Source organism: Haliea sp. E1-2-M8, assembly GCF_030649675.1.
Taxonomy (GTDB): domain Bacteria; phylum Pseudomonadota; class Gammaproteobacteria; order Pseudomonadales; family Halieaceae; genus Haliea.
Window position 1 is genome coordinate 15350 of record NZ_JAUTDR010000033.1, and the last position, 13756, is coordinate 29105.

Genomic DNA, 13756 nt, shown 5'->3' on the forward strand with positions numbered 1-13756 from the left:
ATAATAGCGCGCTGACTAAGGGAGTACGAACAGAGAATGAAAAAATACGCTATTTACGGCATGGGCGCTGCCCTGGTCGATACCGAAATCCAGGTCCAGGACGACGAACTCAGCGCCATGGGCGTGGACCGGGGGCTGATGACCCTGGTGGATGAGCCCCGCCAGGCGACACTGCTGGCGCAGTTGCAGGGCCACCTGGTGAAGGCCAGCCACGCCAGCGGCGGCAGTGCCGGCAACTCGATGATCGCCGCCGCCCAGTTCGGCGCGCCCACTTTCATGACCTGCAAGGTCGCGAACGACGACGACGGCGCCATTTATGTGCGCGACCTGGAGACCGCCGGCGTGGACCACAGCATGGCCCGGGACCGTCCGGCGGGTACCACTGGCAAATGCCTGGTGCTGATTTCCCCGGATGCCGAGCGCAGCATGAACACCTTCCTCGGTATCAGCGAAACCCTGTCCATCGACCAGCTGGACCCGGCCGCGCTGGCTGCCTCCGAGTACCTGTACATCGAGGGCTATCTGGTCACCTCGGACAGCGGCCGGGCCGCAGCCATTCGCGCCCGCGAGCTGGCGGAGGCCGCCGGGGTAAAGACCTCGCTCAGCTTCTCGGATCCGGGCATGGTCGAGTTCTTTCGCGAGGGCCTGCAGGCGATTATCGGTGGGCAACTGGACCTGGTGTTCTGCAACCGCGACGAGGCCCTGTGCTGGGGCCGTACGGACCGTCTCGATGTCGCCATGGAGCGGCTGAAACCGGTCGCCCGCAGCTTTGTCATCACCTGTGGCGCTGAAGGGGCGATCACCTGGGACGGTGAGCGGCGCGAAGACATCCCGCCGCACCGGGTACAGGCCGTGGACAGCAACGGTGCCGGTGACATGTTTGCCGGCGCCTTCCTCTACGCCCTCGGTCGCGGTGAGAACTATGCCGCCGCCGGCCGCTTTGCCAGCCTCGCGGCCGGGCGCGTGGTGGCCAATTTCGGCCCGCGCCTGCCCGCGGCGGACTACCCCGCACTGCGGGCGGAGTTTTTCGGCGACTAGAACAGGTCGATCTGGCGGCCGGTCACGGCGCTGAAGGAGGTTCCCAGCAGCCCGAGAATACCGTCCGCCACGGGCTCCAGCTGCCGTTCAACATAGTGTTCATAATCCAGCGGGGCGCGCGGCGCCACGGCGGGTTCGGCCCCGACGGCAGTGATCACGTACTCCACCCAGTCACCGCGACGCGGCAGCGGCAACCCCTGCTCGGGGTAGCGGCGGGCCGCCTGCACGTGGGGCGGCACATTGCGCTGGTAGTCGTCCAGGCGCCGGCGCAGGCGCTTGCGGTACACCAGACCTGAATCGTGGCGGCCCGCCAGCAGACCGATGGTTACCTGGCGCACGTAATCGTCCCAGGGCTCATCAAGGAATATCCGCCGGTACAATTCTTCCTGAAAGTCCCGCGCCAGCCGGGTCCAGTCGCTGCGCACGCTCTCCAGACCCTTGAACACCAACCGCTGCGCCTCGCCGCTGCCAACAAGGCCCGCGTAACGCTTTTTGCTGCCCTTCTCGGAACCGCGGATGGTGGGCATCAGGAAGCGGCGGTAGTGGGTTTCAAATTCCAGTTCCAGCGCGCTGACCAACCCGAACTCCCGCTGCAGATGTTCCTGCCACCAGCTGTTCAGTTCCGCCTGCAGGATCCTGCCCGCCTGCTCCGCCTCGGCGTCGCTGCCGGCCTCGGCAATCCACACAAACACTGAGTCGGTGTCGCCATAGATGACGCGGTGGCCGCTGGCCTCTATGCGCTCGCGGGTGCGCAACAGGATCTCGTGGCCCCGTCGGGTGATGCTGCTGGCCAGACGGGCGTCAAAAAATCGACAGCCGGGGCTGCCAAGGACGCCATAGAAGGAGTTCATGATGATCTTGATCGCCTGGGACAGTGGTGCATCCGCCGCTGCCTTCGCCACGTCGCGCTGCTGCCAGAGGGAGGTAATCAGGGCCGGCAGGATGTGGCCGCTGCGGGCGAAGCTGGCGCCGGCGAAACCCGGCACTGTGGCGCCCTCGGCCAGGTCGCCGTGCAGGGCCAGAGCCAGCCCCAGCGGATCAATGGCGAAAGTGCGGATGATGCTGGGATAGAGGCTCTTGAAATCCAGCACCAGCACGTGGTCATAGAGGCCCGGCTGCGAGTCGAGCACAAAGCCTCCGGGGCTGCCACTGTGATCGGCACTGGCATTGGGCGCCACGAAGCCAGCGCGGTGCAGGCGCGGCAGGTAGAGATTGTCGAAGGAGGCCACCGAACCACCCAGACGGTCCGGATTGAGCCCGGTCATGACACTGCGGGCCAGGGCAAAATCCAGCAGCCGGGTCTCGGCAAAGATCCTCGACACCAGTTCACAGTCGCGCAGGTTGTAGGCCGCCAGCCGGGGCTTGTCCTCCCGGAACAGGCGGCCGATCTCCTCGCCGCGGTCACTGCCGTGCAGCAACTTGCCCTCGCCCAGCAACTCCCGGGATACAGCTTCCAGGGAAAAACTCTCGAACCGGTAGAACGCCGCCCGCAACAGCTCTATACCGTCCAGCAGCAGGCGCCCGGGTACCCGCGCCGTGCGCCGCTCACCGTCATCGTCCAGTTCCCGCCACTGCACGGGCGCGCGGGCGCGGCCCAGCCACAGAGCGACGCCCAGGCTGTCCGCCAGCCGCTGCAGATACCAGGTGTCGAAATTGACCACGTTCCAGCCCACCAGCACATCCGGGTCATGGCTGGCGACAAACTGCAGAAAGGCCTCCAGCACAGCCTGCTGCGAGGGCAGCGCTACCATGTGCTCGCCGGCCACACCTCTGCCGGCCACATTTTCACCGAGCATGAACACCTGCCGGTAGTCGCCGTCCGGCCCGGTGGCGTGAACCGCAATCGAGTACAGCTGCAGCCCCTCCATTGCGGTTTCGATGTCAAAGGACACCATTTTCAGGGCTGGGCGCAAGCTTGCCGGGCGCAGCGCCGCATCACTCATCCGGGTGAAGTTACCGCTGACGACCGGGACACCTGCAATGCAGGCGCCACCGGCGATAAAGCGCTCCATCAGGAAGCGATCCGCGGGGTTGATATCCGCCTCCAGCGGCTCGGCGCCCCTTGCGCTCAACTGGTCCGCCAGCTGCCGGGCCTGGCGATAGCTGCGGCTGTACACCGCCACCACCGGCTGCATGGTGAAATTCCGCAGCGCTACCGGCGCCACTTCGACCCCGGCATGCAGGGCCAGCAACCCCCGTTGCTGCTCCGCCTCGTCCGCGGCGAGAAAGAATACGCTGCGCTCACCGCCGATGATCACCTGCAGCGGGCCCTGGGCGGTGGCAAACCACAGCTCCAGCTCGATGCCCGCGGCGGTGTCCCGCCACTGCCGGGTGAGCAGGAAGCCCTCCCGCTGCACTCCGGACGGCGGGTTCCGCACGGGTGCGCTAGGCACGGCCGACCGGGTGGCTTAAGCTATAGGCAGCAACCACATCATTTACCGTGCCCAATTTTTTCCGGAAGGTCATCATGAGCAAGCCTTTTATCAAACAGGATCCCCTCTATCAGCTGCTGCGCAACGAGGATATCAAGGGCTTCAACGAACAGCGTGACAAACTGGACAGTAGTGAGCTGAAAAGCGGTGATTACCGCGGACGGGATTTGCGCAACATGAATGCCCGGGGCCTGGACTTCAGCAATTCCTACTTCCGCAACGCCGATCTCAGCGGGATCGACTTCCGCGAGACCAACCTGGAAGGCGCCAGCCTGCTCGACGCCAAGCTCTCGGGCACTTATTTCCCCGAGGCCATCAGCGCCAGCGAGATCCGGCTGTCACTGGATACCGGCACCCGCCTGCGCTACGACCGCAGGTAAACCGTTTCATGTCACCAACTCAACCCTGCGACAGCAGGTCGCGCAGGTCAATCATCGCCGAGTTCGCCCGGCTGATGTAGGACGCCATCACCAGCGAGTGGTTGGCCAGCAGACCCAGGCCACTGCCGTTGAGGATCATGGGGCTCCAGACTGTCTGCTGGGTCGCCTCCAGTTCACGGATGATTTGCTGCAGGCTCACCCGGGCGTTTTTATTGGCCAGCACATCGGCAAAGTCCACTTCCACCGCTTTGAGAAAGTGAATGAGTGCCCAGGCTGTCCCGCGCGCCTCGAAGAACACGTCGTCGATTTCCATCCAGGGGGTACGCACTTCCAACTCAGCGGGCGCCGGGGTGGACTGGCTGGCACTGTCATCGCCGGCCAGGTCGGTATTCAGGCGGCGCTGGCCGACACTGGCGCTCAACCGCTGGGACAGGCTGCCCAGGCGGGAGCTCACCGTGGACAACCAGTAGCGCAGATTGTCTGCCCGCGCGTAGAACTGGGCATCGCTCTCATCGGCATCCTCCAGCCGCTGCAGATAGCTGCGCAGGAGTTTGACGCCCTCGCCGTACTGGCTCTCGGTCGCCGGCAGGATCCAGCTGTCGGAATTGAAATTGAACTTGGGTTCGGCCAGGGACAGGTCCGGATCTTCACGTGACTGGGACTGGGAGCGGCTGAACACTTCGCGCATCGCCCGCGCCAGATCCCGGGACTGGATCAACACCCCGAACTCCCAGTTGGGCACATTGTCCAGCCAGACGCCCGGGGGAAAGACATCGTTCGACAGATAGCCGCCGCGCTTTTCCAGCAGGGTTTCCATGGCGCCGATCAGGGCCGCGGTGGTGGTCGAGCCGGTGGCGATGCGGGCGCCGTCTTCGGCCGCGTAGGCCCTGGCTCTTTCGCTGACATCGAAGGGGGCCGGCGTGGAGCTCCAGTACATACCGACCAGCACCGCCAACAGCAGATATAGCCCCAGAACCACCAGCAGCCCGTAGGCCCAGCCCTTCTGCGGCAGGTAGTCATCGCGCCAGCGCGCGCACCTGTCTCTGAATCCTGTCATCTCGGCGTTCCTCCCGTGGCTGTCGGCCAGCGGCGTCAATTACTGGTGATGTTGGTGGTCGTGGCCGGAGCCGGCCGGGGTGCGCCGGGTTTCTGCCTCGGTGCACACGGACTCGCCGTCGATATCCAGGCACAGCTCCAGCACCTCGCCGGCGGCGGGCATTCGCTCCAGACCCAGCAGCATCAGGTGCAGCCCCCCGGGGGCAAAGTCCACGGACCCGCCCGCGGGCACTGTAACCGACTCCTGTTGCCGCATGCGCAGCATACCGTCGACCTCGGCCGTGTCATGGAGCTCAACCCGCTCCGCCAGCGCGGTGCTGCCACCGCTGATTGTCAGCGGCTCCGACCCCGGGTTGCGCACTGTCATATAGGCCGCCGTGTTGGTCTGGGTCGGCGGCAGGGCCCGCACCCAGGCATCCTCCAGCACAGCTTGTCCCTGTGCCGCCACCGCCTGGGGCAGCGCCAGCCCACAGCTCAGGGTAAATGCCACCGCTTGCAGAACTTTCATTTGCAACTCTCCTTGCTCAACAATCAGGCCTCTGGAAACTATCGGGCTCCGCAGGCGTCACACTATACCACCAGCGCCGACCCCGGGCTCACCACGAATTGGGCTGCCGTCACAGCACTGCTACAATAGTGCCCGCAGCGGCCGGACCCCCAGCAAAAGGAACCTCAATGCGTTTTCTACTCGCCAGCCTGCTTTGGCTCTGCAGCAGCCTCAGCCTGGCCCAGTTGCCCACCGGCGACCCGGGCGCTATCACTTTCAGCCAGCCGGAGTTCCTGCCGGTAGAAGAAGCGTACCAGCTGGAGGTGGAAGCTCAACCCTCCGGCGACCTGCGGCTCTATTGGCGTATCGCCGATACCTACTATCTCTACCAGCATGCCTTCGAGTTTTCCCTGGAGAGTGCCGGCAATACCATTCCCCTGACAGCCCAGCTGCCCGAGGCGCTGGAGCGCCACGACGAATTCTTTGGCGACGTGCAGGTGTATTATCTGGATGCCGATGTCCGCTTGCAGGTAAGCGACGCGCCCGAGTACGCCAGGCTGACGGTCAAGTCCCAGGGCTGCGCCGACGCCGGGCTCTGCTATCCGCCGCGTACCGAAATGTTCGATATCGATTTTGCCAACGGCAGTGTCAGCGCAGTGCCGCTGCCCACACGGCAGGCCCCCGCCGCTGCGGAATCCGCCAGTGCCGCCCTGGGCAGCCTGCCCTACATGATGCTGCTGGCTTTCCTCGGTGGCACCATTCTCAACCTGATGCCCTGTGTGTTCCCGATTCTCTCCCTGAAAGTGCTGGGCTTCGCCGGCAGTGCCAGCCATGAGCGCCTGCGCCACAGCTGGCTGTACTCAGCGGGTGTGGTACTGAGCTTTCTGGCGGTGGCCACGGTGCTGATCCTGCTGCAGCGCGCCGGGCAGGCCATTGGCTGGGGCTTCCAGCTGCAGTCGCCGGGGTTCGTCATCGCCCTGGCCTATCTGTTCCTGATCATGGGCCTGTCCCTGTCCGGGATGTTGCAACTGGGCGGCGGCCTGATGAACACCGGCAGCGGCCTTGCCAGCCGCCAGGGCAACAGCGGCAGCTTCTTTACCGGGGTGCTCGCGGTGGTAGTGGCCAGCCCCTGCACCGCACCCTTCATGGGCACGGCGCTGGGCTTCGCCATCACCCAGCCGGCCGCAGTGGCGCTGGCAGTTTTCTTTGCCCTGGGTGCCGGCATGGCCGCACCACTGTTGCTGCTGGGCTACAGTGCCCGGGCACGCAACTGGCTGCCCCGCCCTGGCCCCTGGATGGAGACCCTGAAACAGCTGCTGGCGTTTCCCCTCTACGGCACTGCAATCTGGCTGCTGTGGGTGGCCGGGCGCCAGACCGGTGTCGATACCATGGCCGCAGCGCTGACCGGCGGCCTGTTGCTGGCACTGGGGCTGTGGCTGTGGCACGACGCCCTGTGGCGCCGGGGGCTGGCGGTGTCCTGCCTGGTGCTGGCGGTCATGCTGGGGCTGTGGCGATCGCCGTTTGAAGCCGGCGGCACCCGGGAGGCGAATGGCGAACTGGCCTGGTCCACCGCCACGGTTGCGGATCTGCGCCGGGACGGCCAGGCGGTTTTCGTCGATGTAACCGCGGACTGGTGTATCACCTGTATTGCCAACGAGCGGGCCGTACTGCACACCGCTGATATTCGCGCCGCCTTTGCCGAGCGCGACATAGCCTACCTGGTTGCCGACTGGACCAACCACGATGCCGCGATCTCCGACTTTCTGCGCGAACACCGCCGTACGGGTATACCCCTGTACGTGCTGTATCCGGCAGACCCGACGGCAGAGCCGCTGATCCTGCCCCAGATCCTGACCAAGGGCACCGTGCTCCGAGCCCTGGACAGCGTAGCGCCTGTGTCCGGCGAGGTTGCCGCCAACTTTTGACGTTTTTCCGGAATATCCCCCCTTTCTTCGCCATGATCCTCAAATCACGGCGAAACCGCGCCCTGCGTGGCGCCATCGTCTGGAAAATTGCTAAATTCGTCTAAATAGCGGGTAACAGACGCTATTTCCCAAAAAAATAACATTAAACATGGACAGCACCGGGCAATTGCGCGAGAATCCGCCCAAAACAGGTCGAAGACAGCAACGGCGGGGAATCATGGCCACCATTCTGGTATTGCACGGCCCCAACCTGAATCTGCTCGGTGAACGTGAGCCGGCAATCTACGGGGCGACAACGCTCGCGGACATCAACCGCGACCTCGCCACCATGGCGACCGAGCGGGGCCACCACCTGCTGGCGATGCAGAGCAACGCCGAGTACGAACTGGTGGAGCGCATCCACGATGCCCGCCGCGAAGGGGTGAACTTCATCCTGATCAACCCCGCTGCCTTCACCCACACCAGTGTTTCCCTGCGCGATGCCCTGGCCGCAGTCGCCATCCCGTTTATCGAAATACACCTGTCCAATACCCATGCCCGCGAGCCCTTCCGGCAGCACTCCTATTTCTCGGACCTGGCCCGCGGCGTCATTTGCGGCCTGGGCGCCCAGGGCTACGAACTTGGACTACTGGCCGCAATCCGCAGCCTGGAACAGCCTTAATCGAAAACCAGAGAGAGCCCACTATGGACATTCGCAAAGTCAAGAAGCTGATCGAGTTGCTGGAAGAGTCCAACATCGACGAGATCGAGATCAAGGAAGGCGAGGAATCTGTGCGCATCAGCCGCAACAGTGCCCAGCCGATGATGGCGGCCTATGCCCCCGCACCGCCCCCGCCAGCCCCGGCGCCGACAGCGGCAGCACCCGCGCCGGCAGCGACTCCGGCCACCAGCGGCAAGGTCATCACCTCGCCCATGGTGGGCACGTTCTATCGCTCTCCCTCGCCGACTTCACCCGCGTTTGTGGAAGTGGGCCAGACCGTCAAGGTTGGCGATGTCCTCTGCATTGTTGAAGCCATGAAGATGATGAATCAGATCGAGGCCGACAAGGCCGGCACCATCGAGGCCATCCTGGTCGACAACGGCGAGCCGGTCGAATTCGAACAGCCCCTGTTCTCCATCGTCTGATACAGCCCCGGCGCCCGTGCGCCGCAAGCAGAGGAACACACCATGGCCAAGCTGGAAAAGGTACTCATCGCCAATCGCGGTGAGATCGCCCTGCGCATTCTCCGGGCCTGCAAGGAGCTGGGCATCAAGACCGTGGCCGTCCACTCCAAGGCCGACCGGGAGCTGATGCACGTCCGTCTCGCCGACGAGTCGGTCTGCATCGGTCCCGCCTCCTCCACCGGCAGTTATCTCAACGTACCCGCCATCATCAGCGCCGCAGAGATCACCGATGCCACCGCCATCCACCCGGGTTACGGCTTCCTGGCTGAAAACGCCGACTTTGCCGAGCAGGTGGAAAAGAGCGGCTTTATCTTTATCGGCCCGCGGGCAGACACCATTCGCCTCATGGGCGACAAGGTCTCCGCCATCGAGGCGATGAAGAAGGCCGGCGTACCCACGGTACCCGGCTCCGACGGGCCCCTGACCGATGACGCCGAGCGCACCCTGGAGGTGGCGCGCCGTATCGGTTATCCGGTGATCGTCAAGGCCGCCGCCGGCGGTGGCGGCCGCGGCATGCGGGTGGTGCACAACGAGGCCGCCCTGCTGAACTCCGTTCAGCTCACCCAGGCCGAGGCCGCCGCGGCCTTCGGCTCCGGGGTGGTGTATCTGGAGAAATTTCTGCAGAAGCCGCGCCATGTGGAAGTGCAGATCATCGCCGACGGCCAGGGCAACGCCATCCACCTGGGCGACCGCGACTGCTCCCTGCAGCGCCGTCACCAGAAGGTTCTGGAAGAGGCGCCGGCGCCGGGGGTGGACGAACATCTACGCGCCCAGGTCGCCGAAGCCTGTGTCGCCGCCTGTATCGAGATCGGCTACCGCGGCGCCGGCACCTTCGAGTTCCTTTATGAAGATGGCGGCTTCTATTTCATCGAGATGAACACCCGGGTCCAGGTCGAACACCCGGTCACCGAGATGATCACCGGCATCGACATCGTCCGCGAACAGCTATGCATCGCCAGCGGCTTGCCCCTGTCCGTCCGCCAGGAGGATGTGGTGTTCCGCGGGCATGCTTTCGAGTGCCGCATCAACGCCGAAGACCACCAGACCTTCATGCCCTCGCCGGGCAAGGTCACGACCTTCCACGCCCCGGGCGGGCCGGGGATCCGGGTCGACTCGCACCTGTACGACGGCTACACGGTGCCGCCGTTCTACGACTCCCTGATCGCCAAGATCATCAGCTACGGCGAAACCCGCGAACGTGCTCTGGCCCGGATGCGCCAGGCCCTGGATGAGCTGGTCATTGAAGGTATCCGCACCAACACTGCACTGCACCGGGAACTGGTCATAGACCGCTCCTTCCAGGCCGGCGGTGTCAGCATTCACTATCTCGAAAGCAAGCTGGAAGACTGGGCCTAAGACACTATGAGCTGGCTGCAACTGAGGCTGGATACCGGCCCGGAACAGGTCGAGCAACTGGAAACAGTCATGCTGGCCGCGGGCGCGGTGGCGGTGACCATGGAGGACAATGCCGACCAGCCGGTACTGGAGCCGGGCGTCGGCGAGACCCCGCTGTGGCAGCAGACCCGTCTGAGCGGACTCTACAGCGCGGATACCGACATGGACGCCGTGCTCGCGCAGTTCCCCCGGAAATTGCTTGCAACCTGCAATCAGCGGGTGGAAATACTCGAAGACAAGGACTGGGAGCGGGAGTGGATATCCCACTACCGGCCCATGCGCTTCGGGCAGCGGCTGTGGGTATGCCCGAGCTGGCTGGAGCCGCCGGAACCGGAAGCGGTCAATCTGCTGCTGGACCCGGGCCTGGCTTTCGGCACCGGCACTCACCCGACCACGGCCCTGTGCCTGACCCAGCTGGACGGCATGACCCTGGGCGGTTGCACGGTCGTGGATTACGGCTGTGGCTCCGGGATCCTCGCGGTGGCGGCACTGAAACTGGGTGCGGCGAGGGCGCTGGGGGTGGACAATGACCCCCAGGCCCTCAACGCCAGCCGCGACAACTGCGCCCGCAACCAGCTGCCCGTCAGCGCCCTCGAGGTCGCCCTGCCCGGGGCCGAGGCTATCGACCCGTGGCGACAGCAGGCGGACCTGGTGGTGGCCAATATTCTCGCAGGCCCGCTGATGGCGCTTTCCGCAACCCTTCTCGGCCTGTTGCGACCCGGCGGCACCCTGATGCTGTCGGGGTTGCTGAATACCCAGGCGGCGGAGCTGTGTGCGCACTACAGCGACCGGCTTGAGCTCGCCGTGGTCGGCGAGCGCGAGGACTGGGTCTGCCTGCGCGGAACGCTGGCCTGACCTGATCGGCACCTGAACCAGCTGGCGATTTTTTAGCCACCGCGCTTTAACCCCGCGGACCGGTCGAGTATGATACGCGCCCTCTTGGAACGACCAACCCGGGCACTCGTAATGCTGCAAATCGGGCCCTACAAGCTGTCCAACCCCGTGGCCCTGGCGCCCATGGCGGGCGTGACTGACCTGCCATTGCGGCAGCTCTGCGCCAGGCTGGGGGCGGGATTGGTGGTGTCGGAAATGGTCAACGCCAATCCGCGCCTGCGCGACACCGCCAAGACCCGGCTGCGCACCCGTCACGACGCCGAAATCGAACCCCGCTCGGTACAGATCGCCGGCAATGACCCCCTGCAGATGGCCGCGGCCGCCCGCTACAACGTGGCGCTGGGCGCGCAGATCATCGACATCAACATGGGCTGTCCGGCGAAGAAGGTCTGCCGCAAGGCGGCGGGATCTGCTCTGCTGGCCGATGAAGCACTGGTCCAGGCCATCCTCGAGGCGGTAGTTGCGGCGGTAGCGGTTCCCGTTACCCTGAAGATTCGCACCGGTTCGACGCCGGTGGCGCGCAACGGCGTCAGCATCGCCCGCATTGCCGAGGATGCCGGCATTGCAGCCCTGGCGGTACACGGCCGCACCCGGGCCTGCGCCTTTCGCGGAGATGCGGAATACGACACCATCGCTGCCATTGTGGCGGCCACGGATTTCCCGGTGCTTGCCAACGGCGATATCGACTCCGCGGAAAAGGCGGAGGCCGTAATGCGCTACACCGGCGCCGCCGGCGTCATGATCGGCCGCGCCGCCCAGGGCCGACCCTGGCTTTGCGGCCAGATTGCCACCCGGCTGGCTACCGGCTTCACCCCGCCGGAGCCGGATATCGGGCAGCAGCTGGCAACGCTGCACGCTCACATCAGCGCCCTGCACGTCTTTTACGGTGAGTTCATGGGCCCGCGCATCGCCCGCAAGCATGTGGGCTGGTTCCTGCAACAGCACCCCGGGCTTGTGGAATGCCGGCAAGCCTTCAACAGCCTGACCGATAGCTGCGCACAACTGCGCATGATCGAACAACTGAATATGCGCGACAGCGCAAAGGACCTTGCCGCATGACCCGGCCCGAGACACTGCAATCCAAGTCAGCCACAGTTACCGCCATCGAAAACATTGGCAGCGACGACACTCCGGACCCGGAGCCCGGCAGCCACCTGCACGACGCGGTCACCCGCGCGGTCCGCAAATACCTGGACCAGCTGGACGGGCAGGCCACGTCGGGCTTCTACGATCTGGTGCTCTCCCAGGTGGAAGCGCCCCTGCTGCGGGAGGTCATGCAGCACACCCGCAACAACCAGACCCGCGCGTCACAAATGCTGGGGCTGAACCGCGGCACCTTGCGCAAGAAACTCAAGCAATACAACCTTCTCTCCGACTAAAGCTGACAGGCACCCCCAAACCCATGACTGACTCCCATCCCGTAATCGTCAAGCGCGCGCTCCTCAGCGTGTCCGATAAAACCGGCATTGTGGCTTTCGCCACTGCCCTGCGGGAGCTGGGGGTGAAGCTGCTGTCCACCGGCGGCACCTACCGCTTGCTGCAGGACAGCGGCCTCGAGGTGACCGAGGTGGCGGACTACACGGGCTTTCCGGAGATGATGGACGGCCGGGTAAAAACCCTGCATCCCAAGGTACACGGTGGCATCCTGGCTCGCCGCGGCCAGGATGACGCGGTCATGGCCGAGCACGGTATCGCGGCCATCGACATGGTCGTGGTCAACCTCTACCCCTTCGCGGCGACGGTGGCGAAGCCGGATTGCACACTGGAAGATGCAATCGAGAATATCGACATCGGCGGGCCCACCATGGTCCGGGCCGCCGCCAAGAATCATCGCTGGGTAAATATCGTGGTGAACGCCAGCGATTACGAAGGCATCCTCGACGAGATGCGCGCCAACCAGGGTGCCACGACCCTGGCGACCCGCTTCAACCTGGCGATCAAGGCCTACGAACACACCGCCGCCTACGACGGCGCCATCGCCAATCACTTTGGCAGCCTGGTGCCGGGCGGCTCCGGGGCCTTCCCGCGCACTTTCAACACCCAGTTCCACAAGGTGCAGGAAATGCGCTACGGCGAGAACCCGCACCAGCAGGCGGCGTTCTACACGGAAGCGCAGCCGGCCGAAGCGGGCATCGCCACTGCTCGCCAGCTGCAGGGCAAGGAGCTGTCATACAACAACGTCGCCGATACCGATGCCGCGCTGGAATGTGTGAAAAACTTCGCCGAACCTGCCTGCGTCATCGTCAAGCACGCCAACCCCTGCGGTGTGGCGGTGGCCGGCAGCCTGCTGGACGCCTACAACCTCGCCTTTGCCACCGACCCGGAATCCGCGTTTGGCGGCATCATAGCCTTCAACCGCGAGCTGGACACGGCAACCGCCCAGGCCATTGTCGAGCGCCAGTTCGTCGAGGTCATCATCGCGCCCAGCGTCAGCCTGGAGGCACAGCAGGCGGTGGCCGCGAAGCAGAACGTGCGTCTGCTGGCCTGCGGAGAATGGGGCAGCAGCAGCCCGGCGCTGGATTACAAGCGGGTCAACGGGGGCCTGCTGGTACAGGACCGTGACCTCGGCATGGTGACAGAGGCAGAGCTGAAAGTGGTCAGCAAGCTACACCCGAACGAGCAGCAGATGCGCGACCTGCTGTTCGCCTGGAAGGTGGCCAAGTACGTCAAGTCCAATGCCATTGTCTATGCCAGCAATGGTCAGACAGTTGGGGTCGGTGCCGGCCAGATGAGCCGGATCAATTCCGCTCGCATCGCGGCGATCAAGGCCGAGCACGCGGGGTTGGCGGTAAAGGGGTCGGTGATGGCATCCGATGCCTTCTTCCCCTTCCGCGACGGGATCGACAGCGCCGGCCAGGCGGGGATCGCCGCAGTAATCCAGCCCGGCGGGTCCATCCGCGACGAAGAAGTGATTGCGGCCGCCGACGAACACAGCATGGCCATGGTCTTCACCGGCATGCGCCATTTCCGCCACTGAATCCGGGG

At 64.9% G+C, this 13756-nt stretch carries 13 protein-coding genes; 10 read left to right on the forward strand and 3 right to left on the reverse strand.

The genetic code is table 11. From position 1 onward, the window contains the following. The first annotated feature begins 36 nt into the window (after window positions 1-36). Complete coding sequence (locus Q6D67_RS19410; protein ID WP_304707331.1) at window positions 37-1038, forward strand: adenosine kinase; 1002 nt, start codon at window positions 37-39, stop codon at window positions 1036-1038. Here Q6D67_RS19410 and Q6D67_RS19415 read toward each other — a convergent pair. Then, complete coding sequence (locus tag Q6D67_RS19415; protein WP_304707332.1) at window positions 1035-3431, reverse strand: DNA polymerase II; 2397 nt, start codon at window positions 3429-3431, stop codon at window positions 1035-1037. The genes Q6D67_RS19410 and Q6D67_RS19415 overlap by 4 nt on opposite strands. Before the next feature lie 74 nt (window positions 3432-3505). Between Q6D67_RS19415 and Q6D67_RS19420 the strand changes: the two genes are divergently transcribed. Next, window positions 3506-3850 carry a pentapeptide repeat-containing protein gene (locus Q6D67_RS19420; protein ID WP_304707333.1) on the forward strand — a complete coding sequence of 115 codons (345 nt, stop codon included), beginning with the start codon at window positions 3506-3508 and terminating at the stop codon, window positions 3848-3850. 19 nt (window positions 3851-3869) lie between these two features. Here Q6D67_RS19420 and Q6D67_RS19425 read toward each other — a convergent pair whose 3' ends face one another. Continuing rightward, on the reverse strand, window positions 3870-4907 hold the full coding sequence (locus Q6D67_RS19425) for a DUF2333 family protein (protein WP_304707334.1): 1038 nt from the start codon (window positions 4905-4907) through the stop codon (window positions 3870-3872). A 39-nt stretch (window positions 4908-4946) separates the two neighbouring features. After that, complete coding sequence (locus tag Q6D67_RS19430) at window positions 4947-5414, reverse strand: copper chaperone PCu(A)C (protein ID WP_304707335.1); 468 nt, start codon at window positions 5412-5414, stop codon at window positions 4947-4949. Between the two features lie 167 nt (window positions 5415-5581). Here Q6D67_RS19430 and Q6D67_RS19435 point away from each other — a divergent pair, with 167 nt between their 5' ends. The 8 genes from Q6D67_RS19435 to purH all read left to right on the forward strand — a co-directional run bounded on the left by Q6D67_RS19435 (window position 5582) and on the right by purH (window position 13748). Continuing rightward, entirely contained in the window at window positions 5582-7318 is a 1737-nt protein-coding gene (locus Q6D67_RS19435) for a protein-disulfide reductase DsbD (protein ID WP_304707336.1), read from the forward strand. Between the two features lie 217 nt (window positions 7319-7535). Then, window positions 7536-7979 (forward strand): type II 3-dehydroquinate dehydratase, encoded by a 444-nt coding sequence (gene aroQ / locus Q6D67_RS19440; protein ID WP_304707337.1) that lies wholly within the window; start codon window positions 7536-7538, stop codon window positions 7977-7979. A 23-nt stretch (window positions 7980-8002) separates the two neighbouring features. Continuing rightward, window positions 8003-8443, forward strand: coding sequence for an acetyl-CoA carboxylase biotin carboxyl carrier protein (gene accB, locus Q6D67_RS19445; protein ID WP_304707338.1), 441 nt, complete (start codon window positions 8003-8005; stop codon window positions 8441-8443). Between the two features lie 42 nt (window positions 8444-8485). Continuing rightward, on the forward strand, window positions 8486-9838 hold the full coding sequence (gene accC, locus Q6D67_RS19450; protein ID WP_304707339.1) for an acetyl-CoA carboxylase biotin carboxylase subunit: 1353 nt from the start codon (window positions 8486-8488) through the stop codon (window positions 9836-9838). 6 nt (window positions 9839-9844) lie between these two features. Beyond that, on the forward strand, window positions 9845-10732 hold the full coding sequence (gene prmA / locus Q6D67_RS19455) for a 50S ribosomal protein L11 methyltransferase (protein WP_304707340.1): 888 nt from the start codon (window positions 9845-9847) through the stop codon (window positions 10730-10732). Between the two features lie 111 nt (window positions 10733-10843). Next, window positions 10844-11830 carry a tRNA dihydrouridine synthase DusB gene (gene dusB, locus Q6D67_RS19460; protein WP_304707341.1) on the forward strand — a complete coding sequence of 329 codons (987 nt, stop codon included), beginning with the start codon at window positions 10844-10846 and terminating at the stop codon, window positions 11828-11830. Next, window positions 11827-12150 (forward strand): DNA-binding transcriptional regulator Fis, encoded by a 324-nt coding sequence (gene fis, locus Q6D67_RS19465; RefSeq protein WP_304707342.1) that lies wholly within the window; start codon window positions 11827-11829, stop codon window positions 12148-12150. Before dusB ends, fis begins: the two co-directional genes overlap by 4 nt. Before the next feature lie 23 nt (window positions 12151-12173). Further along, the gene (purH, locus tag Q6D67_RS19470; protein ID WP_304707343.1) at window positions 12174-13748 is read left to right on the forward strand and encodes a bifunctional phosphoribosylaminoimidazolecarboxamide formyltransferase/IMP cyclohydrolase; all 1575 of its coding nucleotides are present in this window, start codon (window positions 12174-12176) and stop codon (window positions 13746-13748) included. Window positions 13749-13756 lie beyond the last annotated feature (8 nt).